The organism is Kitasatospora sp. NPDC001175, from assembly GCF_053598215.1.
The window spans coordinates 1-19427 of record NZ_JBSFJU010000078.1 but is presented as its reverse complement, the minus strand read 5'-3'; the positions used below and the strand labels follow the sequence as shown (position 1 = coordinate 19427).

Below are 19427 nucleotides of genomic sequence, written 5' to 3'. Positions count from 1 at the left end.
TGCCTTCCGCTGCCCGATGGTGAGCCGGCGAGCCGCGACGTCGGCCTCCCCCGTGCGAGCAGATCCCGCTTTGTGCCGCTCACGGCAACGCGTTCAGGGAGTCTCGCCGTCAGACACTGCGGGTCAGCCGAGCGCGACGACCATCTTTCCGAGGGCCTCGCCAGCCTCCATGACCCGGTGGGCTTCGACGATCTCGTCGAAGCGGAAGACCTGGACGGGGCGGGCCCGCAGGGCGCCGGCCTCGACCCGGGCGTAGATCGCGTCCAGCGGTACATCGGCGAGAGGGAACGCGGGTGTGCCCAGCACGAAGGCGCTGCCGAAGAAGCTGAGCTGGACACCGCTGGGCAGGTCGGCGATCGGATCGAAGTCCGCCACCGGCGCGAATCCGCCGAGGAAGCCGACCTGGCAGACCCGTCCGCGCGGGCGGACCGCGGCAAGCGAGTCACGCAGTACGGTGTTGCCGACGACGTCGAGCAGCGCATCGAGGGTGAGGCCCCGGCGTTCGACTTCGGGCGCCAGGTGGCCGTCGTCGATGAGGACGTCGGTGGCCCCGATCTCCTTGAGCAGCGGTACGTGTGCCCGGTTGCGGGTCGTGGCAATCACGCTAGCGCCGTGCTGGACGGCCAGGTTGACGGCGGCCTGCCCGAGAGAGGAGGTCGCGCCCCGGACCAGCAGCGTCTCACCAGACGCCAGGCCGAGGTTGCCGTGCAGGGCACTGTATGCCGTCGCGTACACCTCGGGCACGGCGGCCAGGTCGGCCCAGGGCAGCTGGGATCACACGGCCGCCACGTTGGCTGCCGGTACGGTCACCAGTTCCGCGTAGCTGCCGTTTCGGGTGCGGCCCATGCCTCCGAGGATCGCCACGACCTTGGTCCCGGCCGCGAGCGTCCCGGAGGGGTCGGCCTCGACCAGGCCGGCGCACTCGATGCCGGGGACGGCGGCGACCTGGCCCCAGGCGCCGCTGCGCATGTATGCCTCGGCGTGGTTGAGGCCGAAGGCCTTGACCCGGATGAGGACCTCGCCGTCGGTGGGGACCGGGTCGGGCAGTTCGGTGACGGTGAGCACCTCGGGACCGCCGTGGGCGGATATGACGATGGCCTTCATGTCCGTACCTCATTCTTGAGTGGTTGTTCATCTATCGGGGTCGGCGAAAGGGCCACCGCACACGGTGGCCCTTGTGTCGTAGCGTCAGGAGAGGGCGGCGAAGGCGCCCTCGACGATCGCCCGCAGCACCGCCTCATCGGGGTTCGCCTTGCCCACGACCATCAACCCCTGACAGGTCGCGACGAGCAGCTTGGCGCTGCCGCCCGCATCGAGCGAGTCACGCACCTCGCCGCGGCGCAGCGCGTTCTCCAGCGCGTGGGTCATGCACCGCTCCAGGCGTGCGAGGTGGCCGCGCACCACGGCCGCCGCCTCGTCGTCCTCGGCGGCCTTCTCGATCGCCGTGTTGACCAGCAGGCATCCCTGCCGCCCCTCCGGACTGAGCAGATCCCGCACGAGGCCTTCGAAGTAACCGCGGATCTCCGCCACCGAGGCGCCCGGGGCCTCCAACTCGCCCAGCTTCTGCGGGATGACCAGCTTGGAGTAGCGCTCCAGCGGCTTCACGAAGAGCGCGTGCTTGCCGCCCGGGAACGCGCTGTAGATGCTGCCGGGCTTGACCCCGGTCCCACGGGGCGACCGACCGACCGTGAGGACGGCCAGCCGGTCCGTACAACCGGCACCACCAGTTCCTCGCCGAAACGCCGAAGAAAACTTCTGCGGAAATTCCCGTTCCGGCCCTAAGCCTGCTACGGTCGTAGGAGTTGCAGTTTTGGTTCCCATGAACTCTGTGTGCGCCTGCTGGTTCCCATCGCAGGCGTATTTTTTCTGAGATCCCGGCGGGTCATCAGTGCGGCGACGGATGGCCCGCGCAGTGCGGGTCCAAAGCGCCTTCGAAGGAGAATTTTTTATGGCTTTCGGCACCGTGAAGTGGTTCAATGCGGAAAAGGGCTTCGGCTTCATCCAGCAGGAAGACGGCGGCCCGGACGTGTTTGCCCACTTCTCGAACATCAACGCCGCAGGCTTCCGCGAGCTGATCGAGGGCCAGAAGGTCGAGTTCGACGTCACGCAGGGCCAGAAGGGCCTCCAGGCGGAGAACATTCGCCCCCTCGCTCTCTGACTCTCCCGTTGCGTGATTTTCGATTCGCAGCGGAAACCGGGGCTCGTACCGCACAGGCGGTACGAGCCCCGGCCCTTGTCCAGGGCTGACCGCTCTGGCAGCGCACGGCCCCAAGCAGCCCGCCCCTTCCTTTCCGCTGCCGCCGACCGTTCCGTATTTCAGACCGGCAATCAAGGCACACGGGGATCTGCACGCGTTGGCGGCCGCGCCATTGCAGAGCAGCCCTGGCCGTCGACGGCCAGCGGACGGCCAGCGGTGTGCCGCTGCTTGCGCGGCGCGTCCAGATCCGCCCGCAGGGTCCCGTCGATCACCGCCTTGTACGGCTCCAGAGCCGTCGCCCGCGGTGGCGGCTTCTTCCTCGGCTCCGGCCAGACCGAGCCCACGGCCTTCCTGACCGTCCGCCACGACACGTTGTACTTGCGCTCGATCTCTCGCATCTTCATGCCCTCGCGGTGGGCCGCGCCGGATCGCGGCGTACAGCTCGGCCTTCGACATCTGCGGCATGACCAGGGCCTTCCACCAGGAGCACCTCGATGCTGCCGTGGTTCGATACGGACAAGCCAATGGGATGAGCCGTCAGCGACGCATGGGGCGCCCGGGGATAGCGTCGTTCCCGTCTGCCGCCCGGCTCGGGCAGGGAGCCTGTGGCTGGAAGGTTGCGGCAGCCGAGGGGGACAACTGTGATGCGTTCAGGAGCGCGGTTCCGGCGGGTGCAGCGGCGTGTGCCTTCGCCGTGGCTGGTACGGGTATCGCGCAGGCGGCTCCGTAGGCCGACCAGTCCGTGCCTGCCGCGCAGGCGGCGAAGCACGTTCCGCTCGCGGGTGCGAAGATCGTCAAGATGGTGGTCGGCGGGGTCGACCGGAAGGTCGCGGAGTCGCACGGCTTCAAGGTGGTGACCGACCCGGACGGCACCCAACGCGTGGTGCCGACGGCCTCGGGGATCAACCCCGACGGAACTCCCTACCACGCGGGAGTCCGTCCCCAGAACGAGGTGGACGGCAACTGCGGCGACTCCTACCTGTACATCCACTCGGTCGGTGGCTACGTTTCGGAGATCGAGACGGGATTCGACCTCGACATGAGTGCGGTCGCCTACCACTGGCAGGTCAACCGGTCGGACAACTGGGGCTCCGACAGCCACTCGTGGGGTGGCAGACCGGGCGCGGACGAGCACTGGCACGGCGGGTGGGACGTCCACGGTGGTGGCGCAACCTGGGAGCTGGCCGGGGTCGTCCCAGCCAGCAACGTGCTGCTCTGGGACGGCGAGATCTGCCACGCCGGTGCCCCCAGCGACAAGACGTGGGTCTTCTGAGAAGGGAACAGCCCTGATGTCGGCAGTATCGGGCGCGTCGTGGTCGGTCAACCTGGACTATTCGCACGACCTGGCTTTCGCTCTGGCCATCCGCGACACGTTCGGCTTCACCGACCCGCTCGGTCTGCCGCACATCGACCCGCCGCTGACGTTCGCCGTCGGCCAGGACTCGAGGGAAGTCGCCGAAATCGAGCGGCAATGGCGGGCGTGGTGGGACCTGGCGATGGCGTCGCCCGGGCACGAGGCACACGTCGCGTTGACGCTCGCGGGGCCACTCGGTGAGGTCGTCCGGGGCATCTCCGCCGAGATTCTGCGGTGGAGCTCCGACCGTAAGCGGGAACTCGCCAGGTCGGGTAGGCCCGTGCCCGGTCGGCCGCGCACGCGTCTCGCTGACGCACTGCGAGAGCACGAACAGGCCACGGGTGTTCGCCTCGACGGATTCCAGTTGAAGATCATCGCACTTCCCGTGGCAGGGTCGATCTTCGTACCAGTTGAGGCTGGCCTGATCGCCGCCAGCATCCGATTGATCAGCGACCGATCTTCCTACTTCGGGAAGATCATCAGTCACCTCACGCAGTCGCCGACGTAGCACGTGGGTGACAGTGCTGCCCTGGACAGAGAGGCCGGTCACACGCACCGGGCCACCGTCACTCTCCGGCCGGGGCGGCACAACCCGCTTCCCTGCAGCAGCCCCGGGCCGTTCCGGGTGATGCCGTGCATCCTGCTGCCCGCCGGGGTTGAGGCCGCGGTTCCGGCGTCCGGCCGTGGCCGCGCCATGACCGTCGTGCGGGGAACCGCGGCTCAGTCAGGTCGTCGAGAGCGGCGGTGCCGTCTCATGCAGCGATGCGAACTCGCCCGGAGCCTGTGGCCGCCCCTTGGGGCGCGGTGGCTGTGCGGCGCGGTGTCGTCTGCTGGTCGTGAACCTCGCGCAGGACGTGGTAGGCGCCCCGCCAAGGCGCGTGCTGCCGCGGTCACGCCTGGCCCGTGGCGGGCGGCGGACTCTCGGGCCACACTTCGAACGCCTGTGAAACCCCCGCCGGCGGTCCGGCACGGAAACGGTCGCGGATCAGCGCCGCGACCTTGACCACGGCATCGGCTCTACCACCGAGCTCCACTTTCACCGGGCCGGCACCAGCAGGTGCGAAGGCAACCGGCCGCGTGGCGGGTTCTGTGATCGGCGCCGAGGTGTCCACCTGCCAGCGGGTGCGGACCACCCGATCGGCGGGTGAGACATAGTCCCTGGCTGTGCCAGGACTTGGGACAGCGATCAGCCTGAACGACTGGCCTACCACGTCGGCGACCACGTTCGCCACGGGTAGCGCACCGGCGATCGACATGTGCACCATCGCACTCGGTTCCCGTGAGGGGCTGGCACCGGTCATCGCTCTCCTCCGTGGTCGGTTCCTCTCCCAGGGTCTGCCGGTGCCAGGCCTGCCGCACCCTGGACAGCGGGGTACCAGCGCTGTGCACGGCGGCTGGCGGCATGACGTCGGCCGAGGCGCGTGTGTGGGCGCAACAGCTATGCCGCTGCGTGTCTTCCTCGGTTACCTGGCCGTGGGATCCCCTGCGGTGTAACGTTTTGATCAAGCAGTCGTGGTTCCGAAGTTCTCGCCCGCGGTTACATGTCGTGGGCGTTTTTGCTGTTCAGCGCCTCTCCGGACCAAGGCGATCACCTCCGGGCCCGCAATCGTGGGACCCGATCAGTTCCCCCTAGGGAGAAACGCATGGCTACCGGCACTGTGAAGTGGTTCAACGCTGAAAAGGGCTTCGGTTTCATCGAGCAGGACGGCGGCGGTCCCGACGTCTTCGCCCACTACTCGAACATTGCGACCCAGGGCTTCCGTGAACTCCAGGAGGGCCAGAAGGTGACCTTCGACGTCGTGCAAGGCCAGAAGGGCCCGCAGGCGGAGAACATCCGCCCCGCCTGACCTCCGGCGCACGAGCGGGCGCCCCGCACGAATCCACGTGCGGGGCGCCTTTCCGTCTCCGCCAGCACGCGAGCCGCCCCCCGGGGGGGCCGACACCGCGATAGATTAATCATCCGGCCTGGTCAAGAGGCATGTTGGTACTCGTGCAGGGTTCCACCGACGCACAGCACCACACCCGCCCGCGCTGAAGACACCGTCGAAGCGATACGCCTGACGCGTAACCCGGCCCCCAGCCGGGCATCCTGGTGGTCCTCGTCGGCGCGGAAGGGGTCGGGGGCAGTGTGGGCAGGCTGTGCGGCGGGGATGGTCCTGGCATGACGGGCAACCCGGAGACCGTGTTGATGGTGATACGCGGCCCCAGCGGCGCAGGGAAGTCCAGCGTCCCCGCGCGGCTGCGCACCGCCTACGGGCGGGGCATCGCCGTCGTCGCCCAGGACGTGCTGCGTCGTACCGTCCTACGCGAGCGGGACGTCGTTGGCGGGGCGAACATCAGCCTCATCGACCTGGTAGCCCGGCACGCCCTCGACCACGGCTTCCATGTTGTCATCGAGGGCGTCCTCGCCGCCGAACGCTACGGCCCGATGCTCAGCCGGCTCACCGCCGACCACCGCGGCCGCAGCCACCTGTACTACCTGGACGTCGACTTCACCGAGACCGTGCGGCGGCACGCCACCCGGCCGCAGGCCGCCGAGTTCTCCCCCGAGGACATGGCCGCCTGGTACCAGCCCCGCGACCTCCTGCCCGACGGCCTCGAACACGTCATCGGCCAGCACAGCGCCCTGGACGAGACTGTCGAGCGGATCCTCGCCGACAGCGTCCTCACCCCACCCGGCTGGACACCCCGCCCCTGACCGGCGCAAGCCGACCGCGGTTCCGGCCGGGCTGAACGGCAGAAGGTTCCGCGTACGCGTCCCACGCTGCCTCGAACGTGCCATCGCAGCGTGGGACGCGGGGGAAGTCACGCGGCGATGGGCCAGGTCCGGCGGCCGGCTGGGAAGCCATCCCCGCTGCCGCAGCCCCGGGGCCCGGCGACCACACCAGTCAGTGCAGTAGCGGCGGGCACCGCCGGTGGAGGCCGGCGGCATCGCCTGGGCGCAGACCGGGCAGAGGCAGCCACAGCGGCCCGAGGTCCTCCTCCCCGCGGACGGCGGCACAGTCCGGGCACTCAGCCGCCTCCGCTACCGCCTCGCAGCGAAGCTCCCGCTCCGATCCTCAGCCCGCCCAGGGAGCCCTTGCAGGACCAGCAGGGCAACCGCTCGGCATGAGCAGTGCGGGCGGCCCACAGGCGTTCCCGGTCCTTACGACGCGCCTTGGCGGCCTTGCACCCGGCGTGGCAGGGGTAGCACCGCCCCTACGGTGCGTCCAGTAGTCCCGGGCCTCCTGGACCCAGACCCTCTCCTGCTCCTGCTCCGTGCCACAGTCGACGCAGGCCAGGCTTTTCAAGTGCTCACGGCGCCGACGGTCCTCCTCGGCCCGCAGGGCAGCATGGCGCCGCTCGTAGTGCGCCCGGTCCTGCGGGTTGTCGAGAGCATCGGTCAGCGGGTGAAGGCCGGTACGGCCGTAACGCCACCAAACCGGGCCCAACGGGTTATCCTCCACCAGCCTTTTCAGCGAAGTGACCAAGACGGGCACGGTGGGCTTCTTCATCAGAAGCAGGTCACAGGCGCCACGCCCGGCCTAGCCGTTTCTTTCAGATCAGCGGGCGGCCAGGTGCCACGCGAAGAACCTGCGCACCACGTGGTGGACCTCTGGGACCGAGACGCTCGGGTCGACGGTGCCAATCAGAGCGTCCCTCCCCGCTGCCGTCATCAACCCAGCCGTCTGGAGCTGGGGGAGCATCGCGGCGTAGTCAGTGAAGATCCAGTGGTTGGCGTCGGCGACGCGCGCACTGCGGACCCACCGACCTGAGAGCGCGGCCAAGGCCGACCAGGAGCGATCCAGTTCCTCCCGACGGTTGAACCCTTCGCTGCCAAGCAGGAGCAGTGGCCGGTCCGCCCCTTCTGCCACGACTGGGAACGGTTCGGCGGCAGCACCAGGCGCGGCGGGCGGGTAGTCCAGGTAGCCCTCCAGATTGATCCCGGCACGCACCCTCCGGTCCTCATGCATCACCTCGGCGACGGCGCTCCCTCCCACCGAGTGCCCGTACACGCCGACGCGGCGCAGGTCGAGCGTCTCGGCGAGCCCGCGCGGCAGCGGCAGGTCGGCCGCCTGCCCAAGCCGGTCGAGCACGAAATGCAGGTCTGCGATCCGCGAGTCGATCATGGTGCGGGCGACGGGCGGCTGGTCCCGCGGGTCGCGGGGCGGGAGGTTCGTCGTTCGCAACAACTCGTGCCGGAACGTCGTGACGTCCGGGAACTCGACTGCGGCGGCGTCGCCGGGGTGGTCGACCAAGACCACGACGGCGCCGTGGCTGGCCAGGTCCTCGGCCAGGGAGGTTCCCAGGCCGCGCGGGTCTCCGCCGCCGGGGCTGTACACCAACACGGGTCGCCGGCCCGGCAACGCCGCGGCGCCCGCGAAAGAGTGGGACCTGGTGGCACCCCAGTCCACGCCGGCGCTGGGCAATCGGAGGGGGCCAAGCGAAGCGATCTCTCCGAACGCGTCCGCGGCCTGCGGCGGCAGCTGCGGAGCCGGGACGAGCCCGGTGACGTCACGGGTCGGATAGAAGACCGTCAGCATCAACTCCCTCACGGGGATCGCGGGGTCCCATGGGTCGCGCCGGGAGTCGTCGACGAGGTACACCGGCTGGCACCCCACGGGGTGGCGGCCCGTGGGCGCGGGCAGGGTGAGTACGGCATCGCCCGAGCTTGGGCCCGCAGCAGTAGCCCGGGAGTCGGCGTAGGCACGGCCACCGGCGCCGAGCAACATCGCGGCGGAGCCCAGCAGCACGGACCTGGTGACGGCACGTCGGCTAATCGAGAAGTCGTGGGTCATGTCAAGCATGCTGTCCCGCCCGGCCCGGCGCAGACGATCGTTTAGATTTGAGGCTCAAGGATGGCGCCCTGAACGCTTTCCGTATCGACACACAGGGGGCGCTGTGCTCCGGATCCACTTCACGCCGGACGACTTCGCCCGAGTCACCCTCGCCCCCCGGCCTGCGCCGCTCCAGGAGCTCAACGTGGCGCTGACGATGATGTGCCGCCAGGATGGCGACCTACTCCACGGCTCTTGGCGGCGCCGGGCGCTGCGCGCCCTGCCGAAGGCAACCCTCCCGCTCGCGGACCTCGTCCCGGCCGGGCGGGCACCGAGCTTCCTGGACGTGCTGGCGGACTCCCTCCCGGACGCCCTGGAACAAGTCCGCTCGGCCCCGGCCGAGCTGGTCAGCGCCGAACTGGAACGCGTCTACGGACCCGCGCGCACGCCCGCCCCAGCGTGGATCCACGACCTGCACCGGGGTGACCCAGAGGCATGGCGCCTGATCCACCACGCGCAGCACGCGGCATTCGAGGTGTTGCTCGGCCCGGTCTGGGCGCAGGTGCAGGACCTGCATCACACCGAGTTCGTGCGCCGGGCCGTGCAACTCGCCTCAGGCGGCGTCGGCTCGCTGCTGGCCGGGCTGCTCCCGGGCGCCCGCCTGCACGGCGGTATCTGGGAGATCCCGGGCAGGCCGCAGGAGGTTCAGCTGGGCGGACGCGGGCTGCTTCTCCTGCCCAGCTTCCACTTGTCCGGCGGGCCGCTACTGTCCGACCTCTCTGGCTGCCCGGTCGCGGTCACCTATCCGGCCGGCTCCGGTTTCCCGCCGCAGCCCGACGGTTCCGCCAACAGGCAGACGCTGGTCAAGGTGATCGGGGCTACCCGAGCGGAGCTGCTGCACCTACTGGCCGAAGAGCGCACCACAACCGAGCTCGCCCAGCGCCTGCACGTCAGCGCCGCCACGGTCTCCGCCCACACAGCCGCACTTCGCGGCGCCGGTCTGATCTCCACGACCCGCGCCGGCAAAGCGGTCCTGCACCAGCGCACCGCGCTCGGCAGCCTGCTGCTACGGCAGAGCACCTCCACCCTGGGCTGAGGTAGTCGCGGACGTGCTGCACACCCCGCAGGAAGGGGGTACAACCGAGACCGGTAGAACCGGCCGGAGTACGTCATCCAGCCCGACACGACCAGGTTGATCCAGTCGGCGAGCTCACGCAGATCGGATCTGGTGCGCATGTGAATCCGCCGCTCGCGGACCTGCCTGGCCGCCCAGCGACGCGAGCGCGCCCGCAGCCGCAGCCGCAGCGAGAAAGGTCTCGTTGGGGCGGGCGACCCGTCGCGCGACCAGTCAGTCCGGCAAGGCCAGGCTGGTCATCCGAGCGGGGTGGTCTCCACCGGGCCGCAGCAAGCGGCGGTCTTCCCCGCGATCAGAGCCCAGTAGCGGTCGCCGAAGGACCAATGCCACCATTCCGTGGGGTAGTTCACCAGGCCCGCCGCCGTCAGCACGGTACCCAGCAGCCTCCGGTTGGCACGGGCCTCCTCGCTGATGTTGGCGGCATGGGTGTAGCAGGCGCCCTCACTCTCCTCCGGGTCGGCGTTCAACCGTGTGCCCAGGTCCAGTTCGTGCCCACGGGCGTCGGCCAGGGTGAGGTCAACGGCCGCGCCGGCGCTGTGCGGAGCGATGTCGGGCGGTGACACATACCGGCTCGCCGCCGCGTGGACCTGCCCGGCGGACCATTGCGGGTGGATGGCCCTCAATTGGCCCGCGTACTCCTCGAAGTACTCCCGCTGAAGTGATGGGGGTCGGTATCCCTCGACGAACAGCAGCCGTATGCCCCGCGGAAGCATCGTCTGGGCTTTGAGCAGCCGCTCCAGCACGCCTTCCCGCAGGTACGCGAAGGCATCTGCCGGGTCCTGCTTGCGCGCATCGACCAGCAACGAACCGCCCGCGCGGACGTCCACGAGTCGTTCACCACATTCCACAACGGGTATGACGGCGACCTTCGGATCCGACATCAACACGATCTCACTCATGACGCGATCATCTCGCAGGGCGAGACCCAGCAAACCAATACGGTCACGGCAAAGAACAGGGAGATCGCTGCGGCGTTGCGGGTGAGCGAGCGGTCGGTGGAACGCTGGCGGCGGCAGTGGCGAGAGCACGACCAGGCCGGCGTTCGTTCGAAGGGATCGCCGGGCAGGCCGAAGCTGAGCGATGCACAGGTTGCGCGGCTGAGCGCGAGTTGGAGCGGGGCCCACTGGTCCACGGTTGGGAGGACCAGCTTTTTCGAGGCGGCCCACCGCCCGACTATGGTTGCTCCGCATGACTCACACCGAGATCGAGATCACTGCGGAGTTGGTCCGGGATCTGCTGCGCGACCAGCACCCGGACCTGGCCGATCGCCCTTTACGGCTCGGCGCGCGTGGTTGGGACAACCAGCTGTGGCGGCTCGGCGACGACCTCGCCGTCCGGTTGCCCTGGGCAACGCAGTCCGCCGATGCGCTGCTGCGCAAGGAGCACGCCTGGCTGCCCGCCCTCGCCCTGGACCTTCCGTTGCCGGTCCCGGTCCCGCAGCGCCTCGGTGAGCCCTCCGAGCGGTTTCCGCGGACCTGGCTCGTCACCACTTGGGTGCCGGGCGAGCCCGCCGACCGCGCCCCCGCCACGCGCGGTGCGGAGGCGGCCGACACCTTGGCCGCCTTCCTGACGGCTCTTCACCGACCCGCTCCCACGGGGGCGCCGGCGGGTCGTGACCGCGGGGGGCCGCTGGTCGACCATGCCGAGGGGTTCGCCAGGCTGCTCGCCTCGGGCACCGAGCTGGGGCTGATCCCCGACCCGGACTCCGTCCGCGCGGTCTGGGAAGACGCCGCCTCCGCACCTGACTGGGAGAGCCCGGCACTGTGGCTCCATGGCGACCTGCATCCGGCCAACGTTCTCACCACGGATGGCACCTTCTGCGGTGTGATCGACTTCGGCGACCTCTTCGCAGGTGATCCGGCCTTCGACCTCGCTGCCCCTTGGATCCTGCTGCCGGACGGCGCCGCCGACCGCTTCTATGGGGCCTACCAGCCGACCCCGGACGCCGCGACCTTGCGTCGCGCCCGCGGCTGGGCGGCGTGGCGTGCCCTCAGCGGCATCCTCATCGGAGAGGCCGGCGTCCGCGGCCGCCCCGGCGGCAAGGCCACCTGGGGCCCGCCCGCTCACGCGGCGTTGCGACGACTCGTCGCAACGGTCCGCCGGCCCGGTGAGCAGGGCCTGGCGGCTGATGTCACCGACGTGCGTCGCCTGGCGTGATCAGATTGGGTGTCCAGTCAGATGTCAAGGGGGGTTGAACGACACAACGGAACCCCTGTAAATCAACTTTCGACCAGGAGAGTTGATCAAGGAGTTCCGTTGCAGGAGCTGCCTGTCATTACCCAGGAGATTGCTGTCGGCGGGCACCGCGCGCGCCCGCGCCCGCCGGTCATGCCGCTGGCGCCTCCGCCGCCGGCGTACGGCAACGGGGCGGCCAGTGGGGCTGCTAATTCTGCTTGATCGCAGAGATGTCGAACTCCAGAACGATCTTGTCGCTGACCAGGACGCCGCCGCCCTCCAGCACCGCGTTCCACGTCACGCCGAATTCCTTGCGGCTGATCGTCAGCGAGCCCTCCAGGCCCACCCGCAGATTGCCGTACGGGTCGACGGCGTTGCCCGTGTACTCGAAGTCGATGGCGACCGGGCGGGTGGTGTCCTTGATGGTGAGGTCACCCGTGACGCGGTACTCGGCCTCGGAGCTCGGCTCGACCGAGGTGGTGCGGAAGGTGATGTCGGGGTAGTTGGGGGCGTCCAGGAAGTCGTTGGTGCGCAAATGCTCGTCGCGCTGTTCGACCCCGGTGTCGATGCTCTCGGTCTTGATCACCACCTGGGCGGTCGAGCGGGCGGGTTCGCTGCCGTCCAAGTGGGCGGTGCCCTCGAACCTGTGGAACGCACCCCGGACCTTGGTCACCATGGCGTGGCGCGCCACGAAGCCGATCCGGGTGTGGGCGGGGTCGAGGACGTAGTCCCCGGTGAGCTCAGGGAGCGAAGTGGTCATGGGGTGTGCCTCCATGGGCCGGGACCCCGGCGGTCCGCCCGGGTCATTCCCGGACCACGCTAGGGCCTCCCCCTCCTCCGCCCGACCAACCCACACGATGCAAAACGTCATTGCGCTACGCACCGAGCCCTTTGTGATGCCGCCTCCCCTGCTGCACGACACCATCACGGCAAGTTCACGCGAACGGGTGATGCATGGTCCTGTGACGGCATGACCTCGGTGACCAGCGGGGCCGCGAGAACGACCAGGACCGGACGGTGGCTGGCGAGGAAGTCCGGCCGGGGCCGGCCGTCCAACCCGGTACTGATCGTCCCCATGCGCACGTTACTTCCTCCTGGCCAGGAGCTCATCCGGCCGCGGGATGGGTCACATCGGCGTCCTGCCGCCCGCCGCCCGTGAACGAACCCCGACGAAGTGCTGGGCCCTGCTCCCCAGAAGCCACGGCGAAGTCGGCATGGGCCTGGGCGACGGATTCGGGGTACGCCTGGCGCTTCTCGTGCTCGGCGAATGCCCGGTAGAGACCGGCCAGGACTCTGACCCTTGCGCTTGCCGGTGAAAATGACAGGTCCGGGCGGAAGCTCACAGAGTCCGTTCAAGCCTTCCGAGTCACTCTTTCGGGTGGCGATCGGCCGTCACGGGCAAGCAATGGCTCCACGGACCCACCGGCGCTTTCACAATGGCGCGTCTGATGCTGGTGGCCGACGGACGGGCGACAGAAATGGCCTCGAACATTCACGCACACGCACCGCTGGACGGCATGACCATGGTGCTGCGCAAGCTCCCCCAGGTGACGGTGCTGTTCTGGATGCTGAAAACGGTCGCCGTGACTCTCGGAGAGTCCGCCGGCGACCTGATCGGTATCAGCTTCAAACTCGGCTACATCACCACCGCGTTCCTATTCCTCGCGTTCTTCCTGGTTGTCATCGTGGCCCAGGTGCGAGCGAAACGGTTCCACCCGCCGCTGTACTGGTCGGTGGTGCTGGGCACGAGCATGGTCGGCACCGAGGTATCCGACTTCCTCAACCGCGGATTCGGCCACGGCAGCGCCCCCGACGGCATCGGCTACACCTCCGGCGCCGTGATCCTCACCGCCCTGCTGGCGCTGGTCTTCCTCGTGTGGTGGTGCACCGGGCAGACGTACAATGTGGAGAACATCTCCAGTCGCACCGGCGAGATCCTGTACTGGATCGCGATCCTGGTATCCAACACCCTGGGCACGTCCAGCGGTGACTGGCTCTCGGACGACACCGGCCTGGGCTTTCGCAACGCTTTCCTGGTCATCGCGGGCATCATGGTGCTGATCGTGGGCTTGTACTACCTGACGTCGATCAATCAGATGACGCTGTTCTGGCTGGCGTTCATCCTCACCCGTCCCCTGGGCGCGGCCGGCGGCGACGCGCTGACCAAACCGACGGCCCAAGGCGGGCTGGGCTGGGGCACGGCGGGCGGCACCGCGGCGCTGAGCGCCCTGCTCCTAGTCCTGATCGCCTACCAGACCTGGCACATCCGCCGCCACCCCTTGGCCCCGCTGCCGATCCCCGTGGACCGGCGCACCGGACAGCCTCAGCGCCCCAACGGAGCCCTGGTCCAACCAGCCGCTGCCTCCGGCTCCAGCCCGGGCTGATCAGCACAGTCACCTCCCCGCGGACGCGGCCATCCATCACCACGGCCAGCCACTCAGGGCTCGTTGCAGCTCGCCAGCGCCGAGATACCGGACGAATCACCAATCCGCGTACAGGGGGCTATGAACATCCGCGCGGCCAACTCCGGAAGCTGACAACCACCAACAGGCCGCCCTCGCCGCGAGAACCAGCGGATGACCAGCACGCATCAGCAACCCCCGCGCGGCCTGAAGGCCCTCATAGCGACCCGAAACGACACCACCGACCCCATGCTGGTCCACTACGCCGGCCACGGCTTGCTGGACGAGGACGGGATGCTTCACCTCACCCTGCCCGGCTCCGACCAACCCAACGTCGCCTACAACGCCGTCTCGCTCGAAGTGCTCCATTTCGAGACAGCGGCGGACGGGCGCACGGTCGGCACGGTTCAGAACGGCAGGCCGTCCGCCTCGATCGGGGCAGGCTCCGGGTAGCCCAGTGCCCAGCGGGCTGGGAGTGTTTCCTCCAACGCCTCGAGGTCGGGTGGGGTGCGGCACACGACGTGCAGCCAGCTGAACGCGGTGACGCCGTCCAGGCGCAGCAGTGCTCCCGGAGCGGAGTACCAGCGCACCGGTGATTCCCCCGGCCCGGTCCACAGCGGATAGTCAGGCAGCGCCACGCGCGTGAACCGGCGCGGCAACTCCTCGATCAGGTCCGTAGGAAGCTCGCACGCGTTGTAGAAGCGGCCCGGGGCGAACAACGCCTCGCTGAGCACCAGCTCGACACCGGCCAGCGACAGCCGATCCATGAACGGCAGCCATCCCTCCCGGGACCGAACGAACACCGGCGGATCGTCCCGGTCGAGGTCTTCAAGGCGCACCCCCCAGTAGGCGCAGCCCTGGTTCTCCGTGCGGAAGACCAGCAGACCGCCGAACTCGTCATGCACGAACACCTCACCGGGCGGCAGCAGCGGATCCTGGTTGCCCGTCAGGTCCTTGCGCGTGCCCAGCAGCGTGTAGAACTCCCGCAACGCGGCTGGCAGCCGCAGCCCCAGCCGCGCCTCGACCGCGTCCAATTCCCCGGCCGGAACGCCGTCAACCGTAGGCCAGCGGGGTGGCCCAGGCCGCGGTGAACACTCGAAGGAACCCCCACGCCCGCCCACGGTCGGGGACACCACAGCTCAGAGCACGGGCCGCATCAAACACCTGCTCAGTCATGCCACGCACCGTGTCCCTCTCTTCGCAGAAGACTGCACCCATGCCCAACCGGCTCGGGCAGGCGGCGCGGGACGACACGGGAATCTGCACGAAACTGTCACCGGAGAACGTCACTTGATGGCAAAGGACATCGGCACCCAACTGACGCCAACCGCTCCCCCACAACCCGGCCAGGTCCAGGCAGCCCCACACCCACACCCTGATGACACCAACCATTCCTCCAGTGACAACAAACCGCAGATTCGCACACGTCGCCTTCCACGGGACTCCGCCCCATCCGCTGGTACAGCGGGACCCGTTGCGGTCGGCAGAACAGCCTCGTTGGCGTACTCGTGGCACCGGAATGGCGGGAGCGCGAGCCACCGCAAAGAACCCGGCATGACTGTTCCTCCTACTGGGCGATGTCGATCTGCTGAGCCTCGGGCGTCGGCTGCGCGCCGTCCGGTGCTGTGGGCCGCGCCGCACGGCCGGCCACAGTGAGCACGGCGGCCCAGGTCAGGCCCATGGCCCCGGCAATGAGAAGCTGCGCCCGGTAGTCGAGGCCAGCCACCATCGCGGTGCCGATGAGCAGGGCAAGCCCGGTGGGCGCGAACATCAGGGTGTTGGCCGTAGCAGCAACCCGGCCGAGCAGTTCGCTTGGAGTCTCCCGCTGCACGGCGGTCATAGCCGCAATGAGTGCGCAGGGCAGACCCAGCCCGATGGCCAGACTGCCGCCGAGCACGATCGGCAGCCAGGGAGTCGCCCGCGCGAGCACGCCGAGAGCGAAGAGTGAGAGTCCGATCGCCGAGAAGGCACGCTCGGACATCCGGCGCATCAACGCACCGGCTGTCACCCCGCTGACGACTGACCCGAGCCCCTGAAGCGGGGTCAGTACGCCTGCGTACGCCGGAGACTGGTGAAGCCCGGTATCGAGCATGGCGAATGTGGCCGTACTGCTCAGGCTGGAGAGCACCATGGCCGTCCCGCCGGTGACGACCAGTGGACGCAGCACCGGGTGCCGCCACAGGAAGCGGGCACCTTCAGCGGTCTCAGTGGTCCATGCCCGCTTTCCGCGGGTGGTGGGCAGGGCCTCCTGCACTCGGATGAACCGGAAGGCGACCGCGGCCAGTACGAAGGTGGCCGCGTCCAGCACTGCCACCGCAGGCCCGCCGAAGGCGGTGAACAGGCCGGCCCCGGCCAGCGGGGCGAGCAGTTTCATGCTCTCGATCGCGGTGTGCACCAGGCCGTTGAAGTCGCCGCGCAGTTCCTCTGGCACGGCAGCGGCCACCAGCGCGGTCTCCGCCGCGTCCGTGAGTACCATTCCCGCTCCCACCAAGGTCAGGACCGCGAAAAGCAGCCAGACATCCGCTTGGGAGTGCACGGCGATCGGCGCGGTCATGACGGCGGCCAGGACCAGGTTGGTGGCGACCAGGAGCGGACGGCGGCGCACCCGGTCCGCCACCGTGCCGATCACCGGGCCCGCGAAGGTCGGTAGCCAAAGGCAGAAGCCGACCAGCGCGGCAAGGCTGCTGGAACCAGTGAGGGTCTTGACCCAGATACCGGCGGCGAGCGACATGGCCGAGTCGCCGAGCCCCGAGACGATCACCCCGCCCAGATAGATACCCGCATTGCGATCCCGCAGGACCTTGAGCGTGCGCCAGCTCATCCGCTTATCCCCCTCGTCGTGCGCTGGATCGCGCTCACCCTACCCCCAAGCATTTGATTGGTGGTAGGGGCTCAGGCCGCGTCGGTTGCGGTTTACTGGCCTACGTGACCGATACCGACCCAGTACTTCGCGCGCTCGCCCATCCCTTGCGACTACGGATGCTCAGCCTCATGTGGCCGGGACCGATGTCGGCCGCCGAGCTCGCGCGCGAGTTGGACATCTCGCACGCGCTGGCCAGCCAGCACCTGCGGCGCCTAGCCACGGTGGGCTTGGTCGAGCTGGCGGAGGAGCGCACTCGTCGCGGTGGCAGGGAGCGCCGCTACCGCACCGTCCGCGGCACGCCGCTGTCCGACCAGCACGACGGGGCCCCGATGCTGGCCGAGGCCATGGCACACACCCTCCGGGAACGTGCCAGTCGCCGGCTAGAGGCGAGCGCGGGCGTGACCGTCGACGCCGAGCTATGGGTGGATCCCCGGACCTGGCAGGACGTCCGACGACGGCTCGCCGAGCTCGCCGTTGAGCTCCACGAGGCCGCACAGCCACCGCACGCGCCGGGCGCAATCCCCCTGAGCGTCAGCATGATGGCCTTCCCCCTGCAGGACGTGACGCATCCAGATCTGCCGAGGCAGTAATGACCCCATGCGGGCGCGGGCAAGCCCACGGATGGCCACGGCCGCTCCACCGCCTCGATGTCGTAGCCAGCCTTCCGTACGACTACCGCAGTCGGCCGAGGTGGCGTGACACTGATGTCATGTCAGGGCCGGCGATTGGGTGGTGGGGTTGTGCCACCTCCATCGCGAACTCGCCGAGCGTGAGCTGACCGTGAGCGCGACCCAAGCCCCCTACCGGTGCCCGGGGAAGAGCCCGGCACGCTGGAGTGTCCGGGGTGGCTGGTAGTAACGGACCATGATCACTAACGAGGACATCGAGGCCGTCGCCCGAAAGTTGATGAACGCGTTCGTCGGACTCCGGTGGACCGAGGACGACGTGCGCGGTCTCGTCGACCAGCTGGGCTGGGAGTGGGCTGGGGAGTCGGACGGCCGGGTCCGGGTGGTGACCGGGTTGCCGGGCGGAGACGCAGTGTTCGTGCCCGTCGGTGCGGCGGCCCGGGCGTGGGCTCCGTTGCAGGAGTACCTGGAGCTGGCGGTCCCGGTGAGCCGGCCGGCTCCTGAGGCGCGGGCGCAGGCTGAGGAGTTCCGGCGGGTCGCGGATGCGGTCCGGAGGGTGCTCGGCGACGCGACGTACGTCGGGGCCCACGGGTTCGCCGGACCGTCCGGGTGGAGCCCGGAGCCGTACTGGGGCAGGCCGTTCCTGCGCTGGCACCAGGAGAGGACGGCCCTGGAGCTGCGGGCCGGGGTGGCCGGGCCCGAGCTGGTACTGCAGAGCAGCGAGGTGTGGGAGTCCTGGTATGCGCAGGCCGGGCAGGGATTCGCCGGGGTCCTGGCGGACCGCGGGCACCCGCTGGAGCAGCCGCGTTGGGAGAACATCGGCGACTGGGAGCAGTTGCAGAACTCGCTGGGGGCGTTCCTGCGGACGCTTCCCGCGGAGACTCTGGCGACCGGGCTGACGCAGAGCATTCCCCTGTACGGCCTGCTGCCCGGCGAAGCCGGGCCGCTTCTGTTCGGCATCACCTGTTTCGAGGATCGCCTGTACGTCGACTACACGGAGTACTGCGTCCCCGAGGCGGCTCGCGGGGACAACGCCGCCGCTCTCGGTTGGACTTCCCGAAACGCCCTACCGCCCCTTCCGGCCCGCTTCGACGGCGGAGCGCCGTGGCGCGTCGATGCCGGCGGTCCTGGAGAAGTGGCCTCCTCCGAGATCGCGGCTCTGATCGTGCGCACCGCCCGCATTGCTGGAGTCGAGTCTCCCACCGGGCTCATGAGCGGTGGCGAGGCCATGTACCGAGGGCAGTACCGGCTCGCCTTCCCCGGGCTCGCAATGCCCACATGCTGACGAACCTGAATGCAGCACGCTCCGTCCGGTTGGCCACAAGGCGATCGGGCAGCTGGGACACCCACACCGGCGCCAGGCCGGCAGGTGATCGAGGTCGGCGTGTCGGCGCGGTCTCGACTTAAAAGCCGGGAACTCGTCCGGCTTTCCGGCTTCGCGAGGTTGTGACCGGTGATGGACGCCGAGGCCGAGGTTGCCGCGCGCCGGCGTCCTCGGCGCGTTCGGCCTGCCCGAGGCCGCGAGGCCGCACAGCTGCCGGACGCGCTGAGCGGCGTGGCCCGGGGTGCGGCTGCGGCCCGGTAGGGGTGCCACAGCCGCGATCGGTCACGGGCGTCAGGCGCCCGTGCCGTTCCACTCCGTGGGCCGCACCGCGGAGCCGGTGCTGTTCCACTCGGCGGGTACGGCGTCCGATGTGGTGCTGTTCCAGTCCGACGGCGAGCCCATCGACGTGGTGTTGTTCCACACCGACGGCGCCGGTGTCGCGCCGCTCCGCGCGAAGGTGATCCCGGCCGCCACCGTGCCTGCGGCGCCGGCCAGCAGGGCCGCTAGGCAGTGTCCTGGCGATCAGTTGAGTCGTTGATACGACTATGGGGTGTAGGAGTGATCTGACGGATGCCCAGTGGGAGCGCCTGGCGC

Annotated in this window: 22 protein-coding genes and 1 pseudogene; 13 read left to right on the top strand and 10 right to left on the bottom strand. The window is 69.3% G+C overall.

Annotated elements, in window-relative coordinates:
- Positions 1-123: 123 nt before the first annotated feature.
- The 3 genes from ACWDAK_RS34895 to ACWDAK_RS34885 form a co-directional block, all read right to left on the bottom strand.
- Complete coding sequence (locus ACWDAK_RS34895) at positions 124-735, bottom strand: zinc-binding dehydrogenase (protein WP_344638815.1); 612 nt, start codon at positions 733-735, stop codon at positions 124-126.
- A gap of 39 nt (positions 736-774) precedes the next feature.
- Positions 775-1104, bottom strand: coding sequence for an alcohol dehydrogenase catalytic domain-containing protein (locus ACWDAK_RS34890; RefSeq protein WP_344638814.1), 330 nt, complete (start codon positions 1102-1104; stop codon positions 775-777).
- Between the two features lie 84 nt (positions 1105-1188).
- Positions 1189-1605, bottom strand: coding sequence for a TetR family transcriptional regulator C-terminal domain-containing protein (locus tag ACWDAK_RS34885; protein WP_344638813.1), 417 nt, complete (start codon positions 1603-1605; stop codon positions 1189-1191).
- A gap of 343 nt (positions 1606-1948) precedes the next feature.
- Between ACWDAK_RS34885 and ACWDAK_RS34880 the strand changes: the two genes are divergently transcribed.
- On the top strand, positions 1949-2158 hold the full coding sequence (locus ACWDAK_RS34880) for a cold-shock protein (protein WP_344638812.1): 210 nt from the start codon (positions 1949-1951) through the stop codon (positions 2156-2158).
- A 170-nt stretch (positions 2159-2328) separates the two neighbouring features.
- Here the strand turns inward: ACWDAK_RS34880 and ACWDAK_RS34875 are convergent, their stop codons facing one another.
- The gene (locus tag ACWDAK_RS34875) at positions 2329-2601 is read right to left on the bottom strand and encodes a hypothetical protein (protein ID WP_427395766.1); all 273 of its coding nucleotides are present in this window, start codon (positions 2599-2601) and stop codon (positions 2329-2331) included.
- 338 nt (positions 2602-2939) lie between these two features.
- On the opposite strand from ACWDAK_RS34875, the gene ACWDAK_RS34870 reads away from it, so the two are divergent.
- Positions 2940-3470 (top strand): hypothetical protein, encoded by a 531-nt coding sequence (locus ACWDAK_RS34870; protein ID WP_344638810.1) that lies wholly within the window; start codon positions 2940-2942, stop codon positions 3468-3470.
- Positions 3471-3486: 16 nt separating this feature from the next.
- Complete coding sequence (locus ACWDAK_RS34865) at positions 3487-4059, top strand: hypothetical protein (protein ID WP_344638809.1); 573 nt, start codon at positions 3487-3489, stop codon at positions 4057-4059.
- Positions 4060-4441: 382 nt separating this feature from the next.
- Here the strand turns inward: ACWDAK_RS34865 and ACWDAK_RS34860 are convergent, their stop codons facing one another.
- Entirely contained in the window at positions 4442-4852 is a 411-nt protein-coding gene (locus ACWDAK_RS34860) for a hypothetical protein (RefSeq protein WP_344638808.1), read from the bottom strand.
- A 342-nt stretch (positions 4853-5194) separates the two neighbouring features.
- On the opposite strand from ACWDAK_RS34860, the gene ACWDAK_RS34855 reads away from it, so the two are divergent.
- Positions 5195-5398 (top strand): cold-shock protein, encoded by a 204-nt coding sequence (locus ACWDAK_RS34855; RefSeq protein WP_344638807.1) that lies wholly within the window; start codon positions 5195-5197, stop codon positions 5396-5398.
- A 314-nt stretch (positions 5399-5712) separates the two neighbouring features.
- Positions 5713-6249, top strand: coding sequence for a P-loop NTPase family protein (locus ACWDAK_RS34850; RefSeq protein ID WP_427395767.1), 537 nt, complete (start codon positions 5713-5715; stop codon positions 6247-6249).
- 844 nt (positions 6250-7093) lie between these two features.
- Here the strand turns inward: ACWDAK_RS34850 and ACWDAK_RS34845 are convergent.
- Complete coding sequence (locus ACWDAK_RS34845) at positions 7094-8329, bottom strand: alpha/beta hydrolase (RefSeq protein ID WP_427395768.1); 1236 nt, start codon at positions 8327-8329, stop codon at positions 7094-7096.
- A 103-nt stretch (positions 8330-8432) separates the two neighbouring features.
- Here ACWDAK_RS34845 and ACWDAK_RS34840 point away from each other — a divergent pair, with 103 nt between their 5' ends.
- On the top strand, positions 8433-9404 hold the full coding sequence (locus tag ACWDAK_RS34840) for an ArsR/SmtB family transcription factor (RefSeq protein ID WP_427395769.1): 972 nt from the start codon (positions 8433-8435) through the stop codon (positions 9402-9404).
- Between the two features lie 275 nt (positions 9405-9679).
- Here ACWDAK_RS34840 and ACWDAK_RS34835 read toward each other — a convergent pair whose 3' ends face one another.
- Positions 9680-10342, bottom strand: a complete 663-nt coding sequence (locus ACWDAK_RS34835) for a M15 family metallopeptidase (protein ID WP_427395770.1) — start codon at positions 10340-10342, stop codon at positions 9680-9682.
- A 51-nt stretch (positions 10343-10393) separates the two neighbouring features.
- Between ACWDAK_RS34835 and ACWDAK_RS34830 the strand changes: the two are divergent.
- Positions 10394-10590: pseudogene (locus ACWDAK_RS34830) on the top strand (helix-turn-helix domain-containing protein); the annotation flags it as partial.
- Positions 10591-10631: 41 nt separating this feature from the next.
- The gene (locus ACWDAK_RS34825; RefSeq protein WP_427395771.1) at positions 10632-11600 is read left to right on the top strand and encodes an aminoglycoside phosphotransferase family protein; all 969 of its coding nucleotides are present in this window, start codon (positions 10632-10634) and stop codon (positions 11598-11600) included.
- Positions 11601-11826: 226 nt separating this feature from the next.
- On the opposite strand, the gene ACWDAK_RS34820 is transcribed toward ACWDAK_RS34825, so the two are convergent.
- A complete protein-coding gene (locus ACWDAK_RS34820; RefSeq protein ID WP_427395772.1) occupies positions 11827-12378 on the bottom strand; it encodes a YceI family protein in 552 nt (183 codons plus the stop codon).
- Positions 12379-13096: 718 nt separating this feature from the next.
- Here ACWDAK_RS34820 and ACWDAK_RS34815 point away from each other — a divergent pair.
- Together ACWDAK_RS34815 and ACWDAK_RS34810 are read left to right on the top strand one after the other, a co-directional pair.
- On the top strand, positions 13097-14002 hold the full coding sequence (locus tag ACWDAK_RS34815; RefSeq protein ID WP_427395773.1) for a COG4705 family protein: 906 nt from the start codon (positions 13097-13099) through the stop codon (positions 14000-14002).
- Between the two features lie 192 nt (positions 14003-14194).
- Positions 14195-14473, top strand: a complete 279-nt coding sequence (locus ACWDAK_RS34810) for a hypothetical protein (protein ID WP_344638800.1) — start codon at positions 14195-14197, stop codon at positions 14471-14473.
- Here the strand turns inward: ACWDAK_RS34810 and ACWDAK_RS34805 are convergent.
- Together ACWDAK_RS34805 and ACWDAK_RS34800 are read right to left on the bottom strand one after the other, a co-directional pair.
- Complete coding sequence (locus ACWDAK_RS34805; RefSeq protein WP_344638799.1) at positions 14428-15054, bottom strand: SMI1/KNR4 family protein; 627 nt, start codon at positions 15052-15054, stop codon at positions 14428-14430. The two genes, ACWDAK_RS34810 and ACWDAK_RS34805, sit on opposite strands and share 46 nt — an antisense overlap.
- Positions 15055-15587: 533 nt before the next feature.
- A complete protein-coding gene (locus ACWDAK_RS34800; protein WP_344638798.1) occupies positions 15588-16841 on the bottom strand; it encodes an MFS transporter in 1254 nt (417 codons plus the stop codon).
- A 104-nt stretch (positions 16842-16945) separates the two neighbouring features.
- Here ACWDAK_RS34800 and ACWDAK_RS34795 point away from each other — a divergent pair, with 104 nt between their 5' ends.
- The 3 genes from ACWDAK_RS34795 to ACWDAK_RS34785 all read left to right on the top strand — a co-directional run bounded on the left by ACWDAK_RS34795 (position 16946) and on the right by ACWDAK_RS34785 (position 19371).
- Positions 16946-17473, top strand: a complete 528-nt coding sequence (locus ACWDAK_RS34795) for a winged helix-turn-helix domain-containing protein (protein WP_344638797.1) — start codon at positions 16946-16948, stop codon at positions 17471-17473.
- A gap of 274 nt (positions 17474-17747) precedes the next feature.
- Positions 17748-18794 (top strand): hypothetical protein, encoded by a 1047-nt coding sequence (locus tag ACWDAK_RS34790; RefSeq protein WP_427395774.1) that lies wholly within the window; start codon positions 17748-17750, stop codon positions 18792-18794.
- 376 nt (positions 18795-19170) lie between these two features.
- Entirely contained in the window at positions 19171-19371 is a 201-nt protein-coding gene (locus ACWDAK_RS34785) for a hypothetical protein (RefSeq protein WP_449806530.1), read from the top strand.
- Positions 19372-19427: the final 56 nt, after the last annotated feature.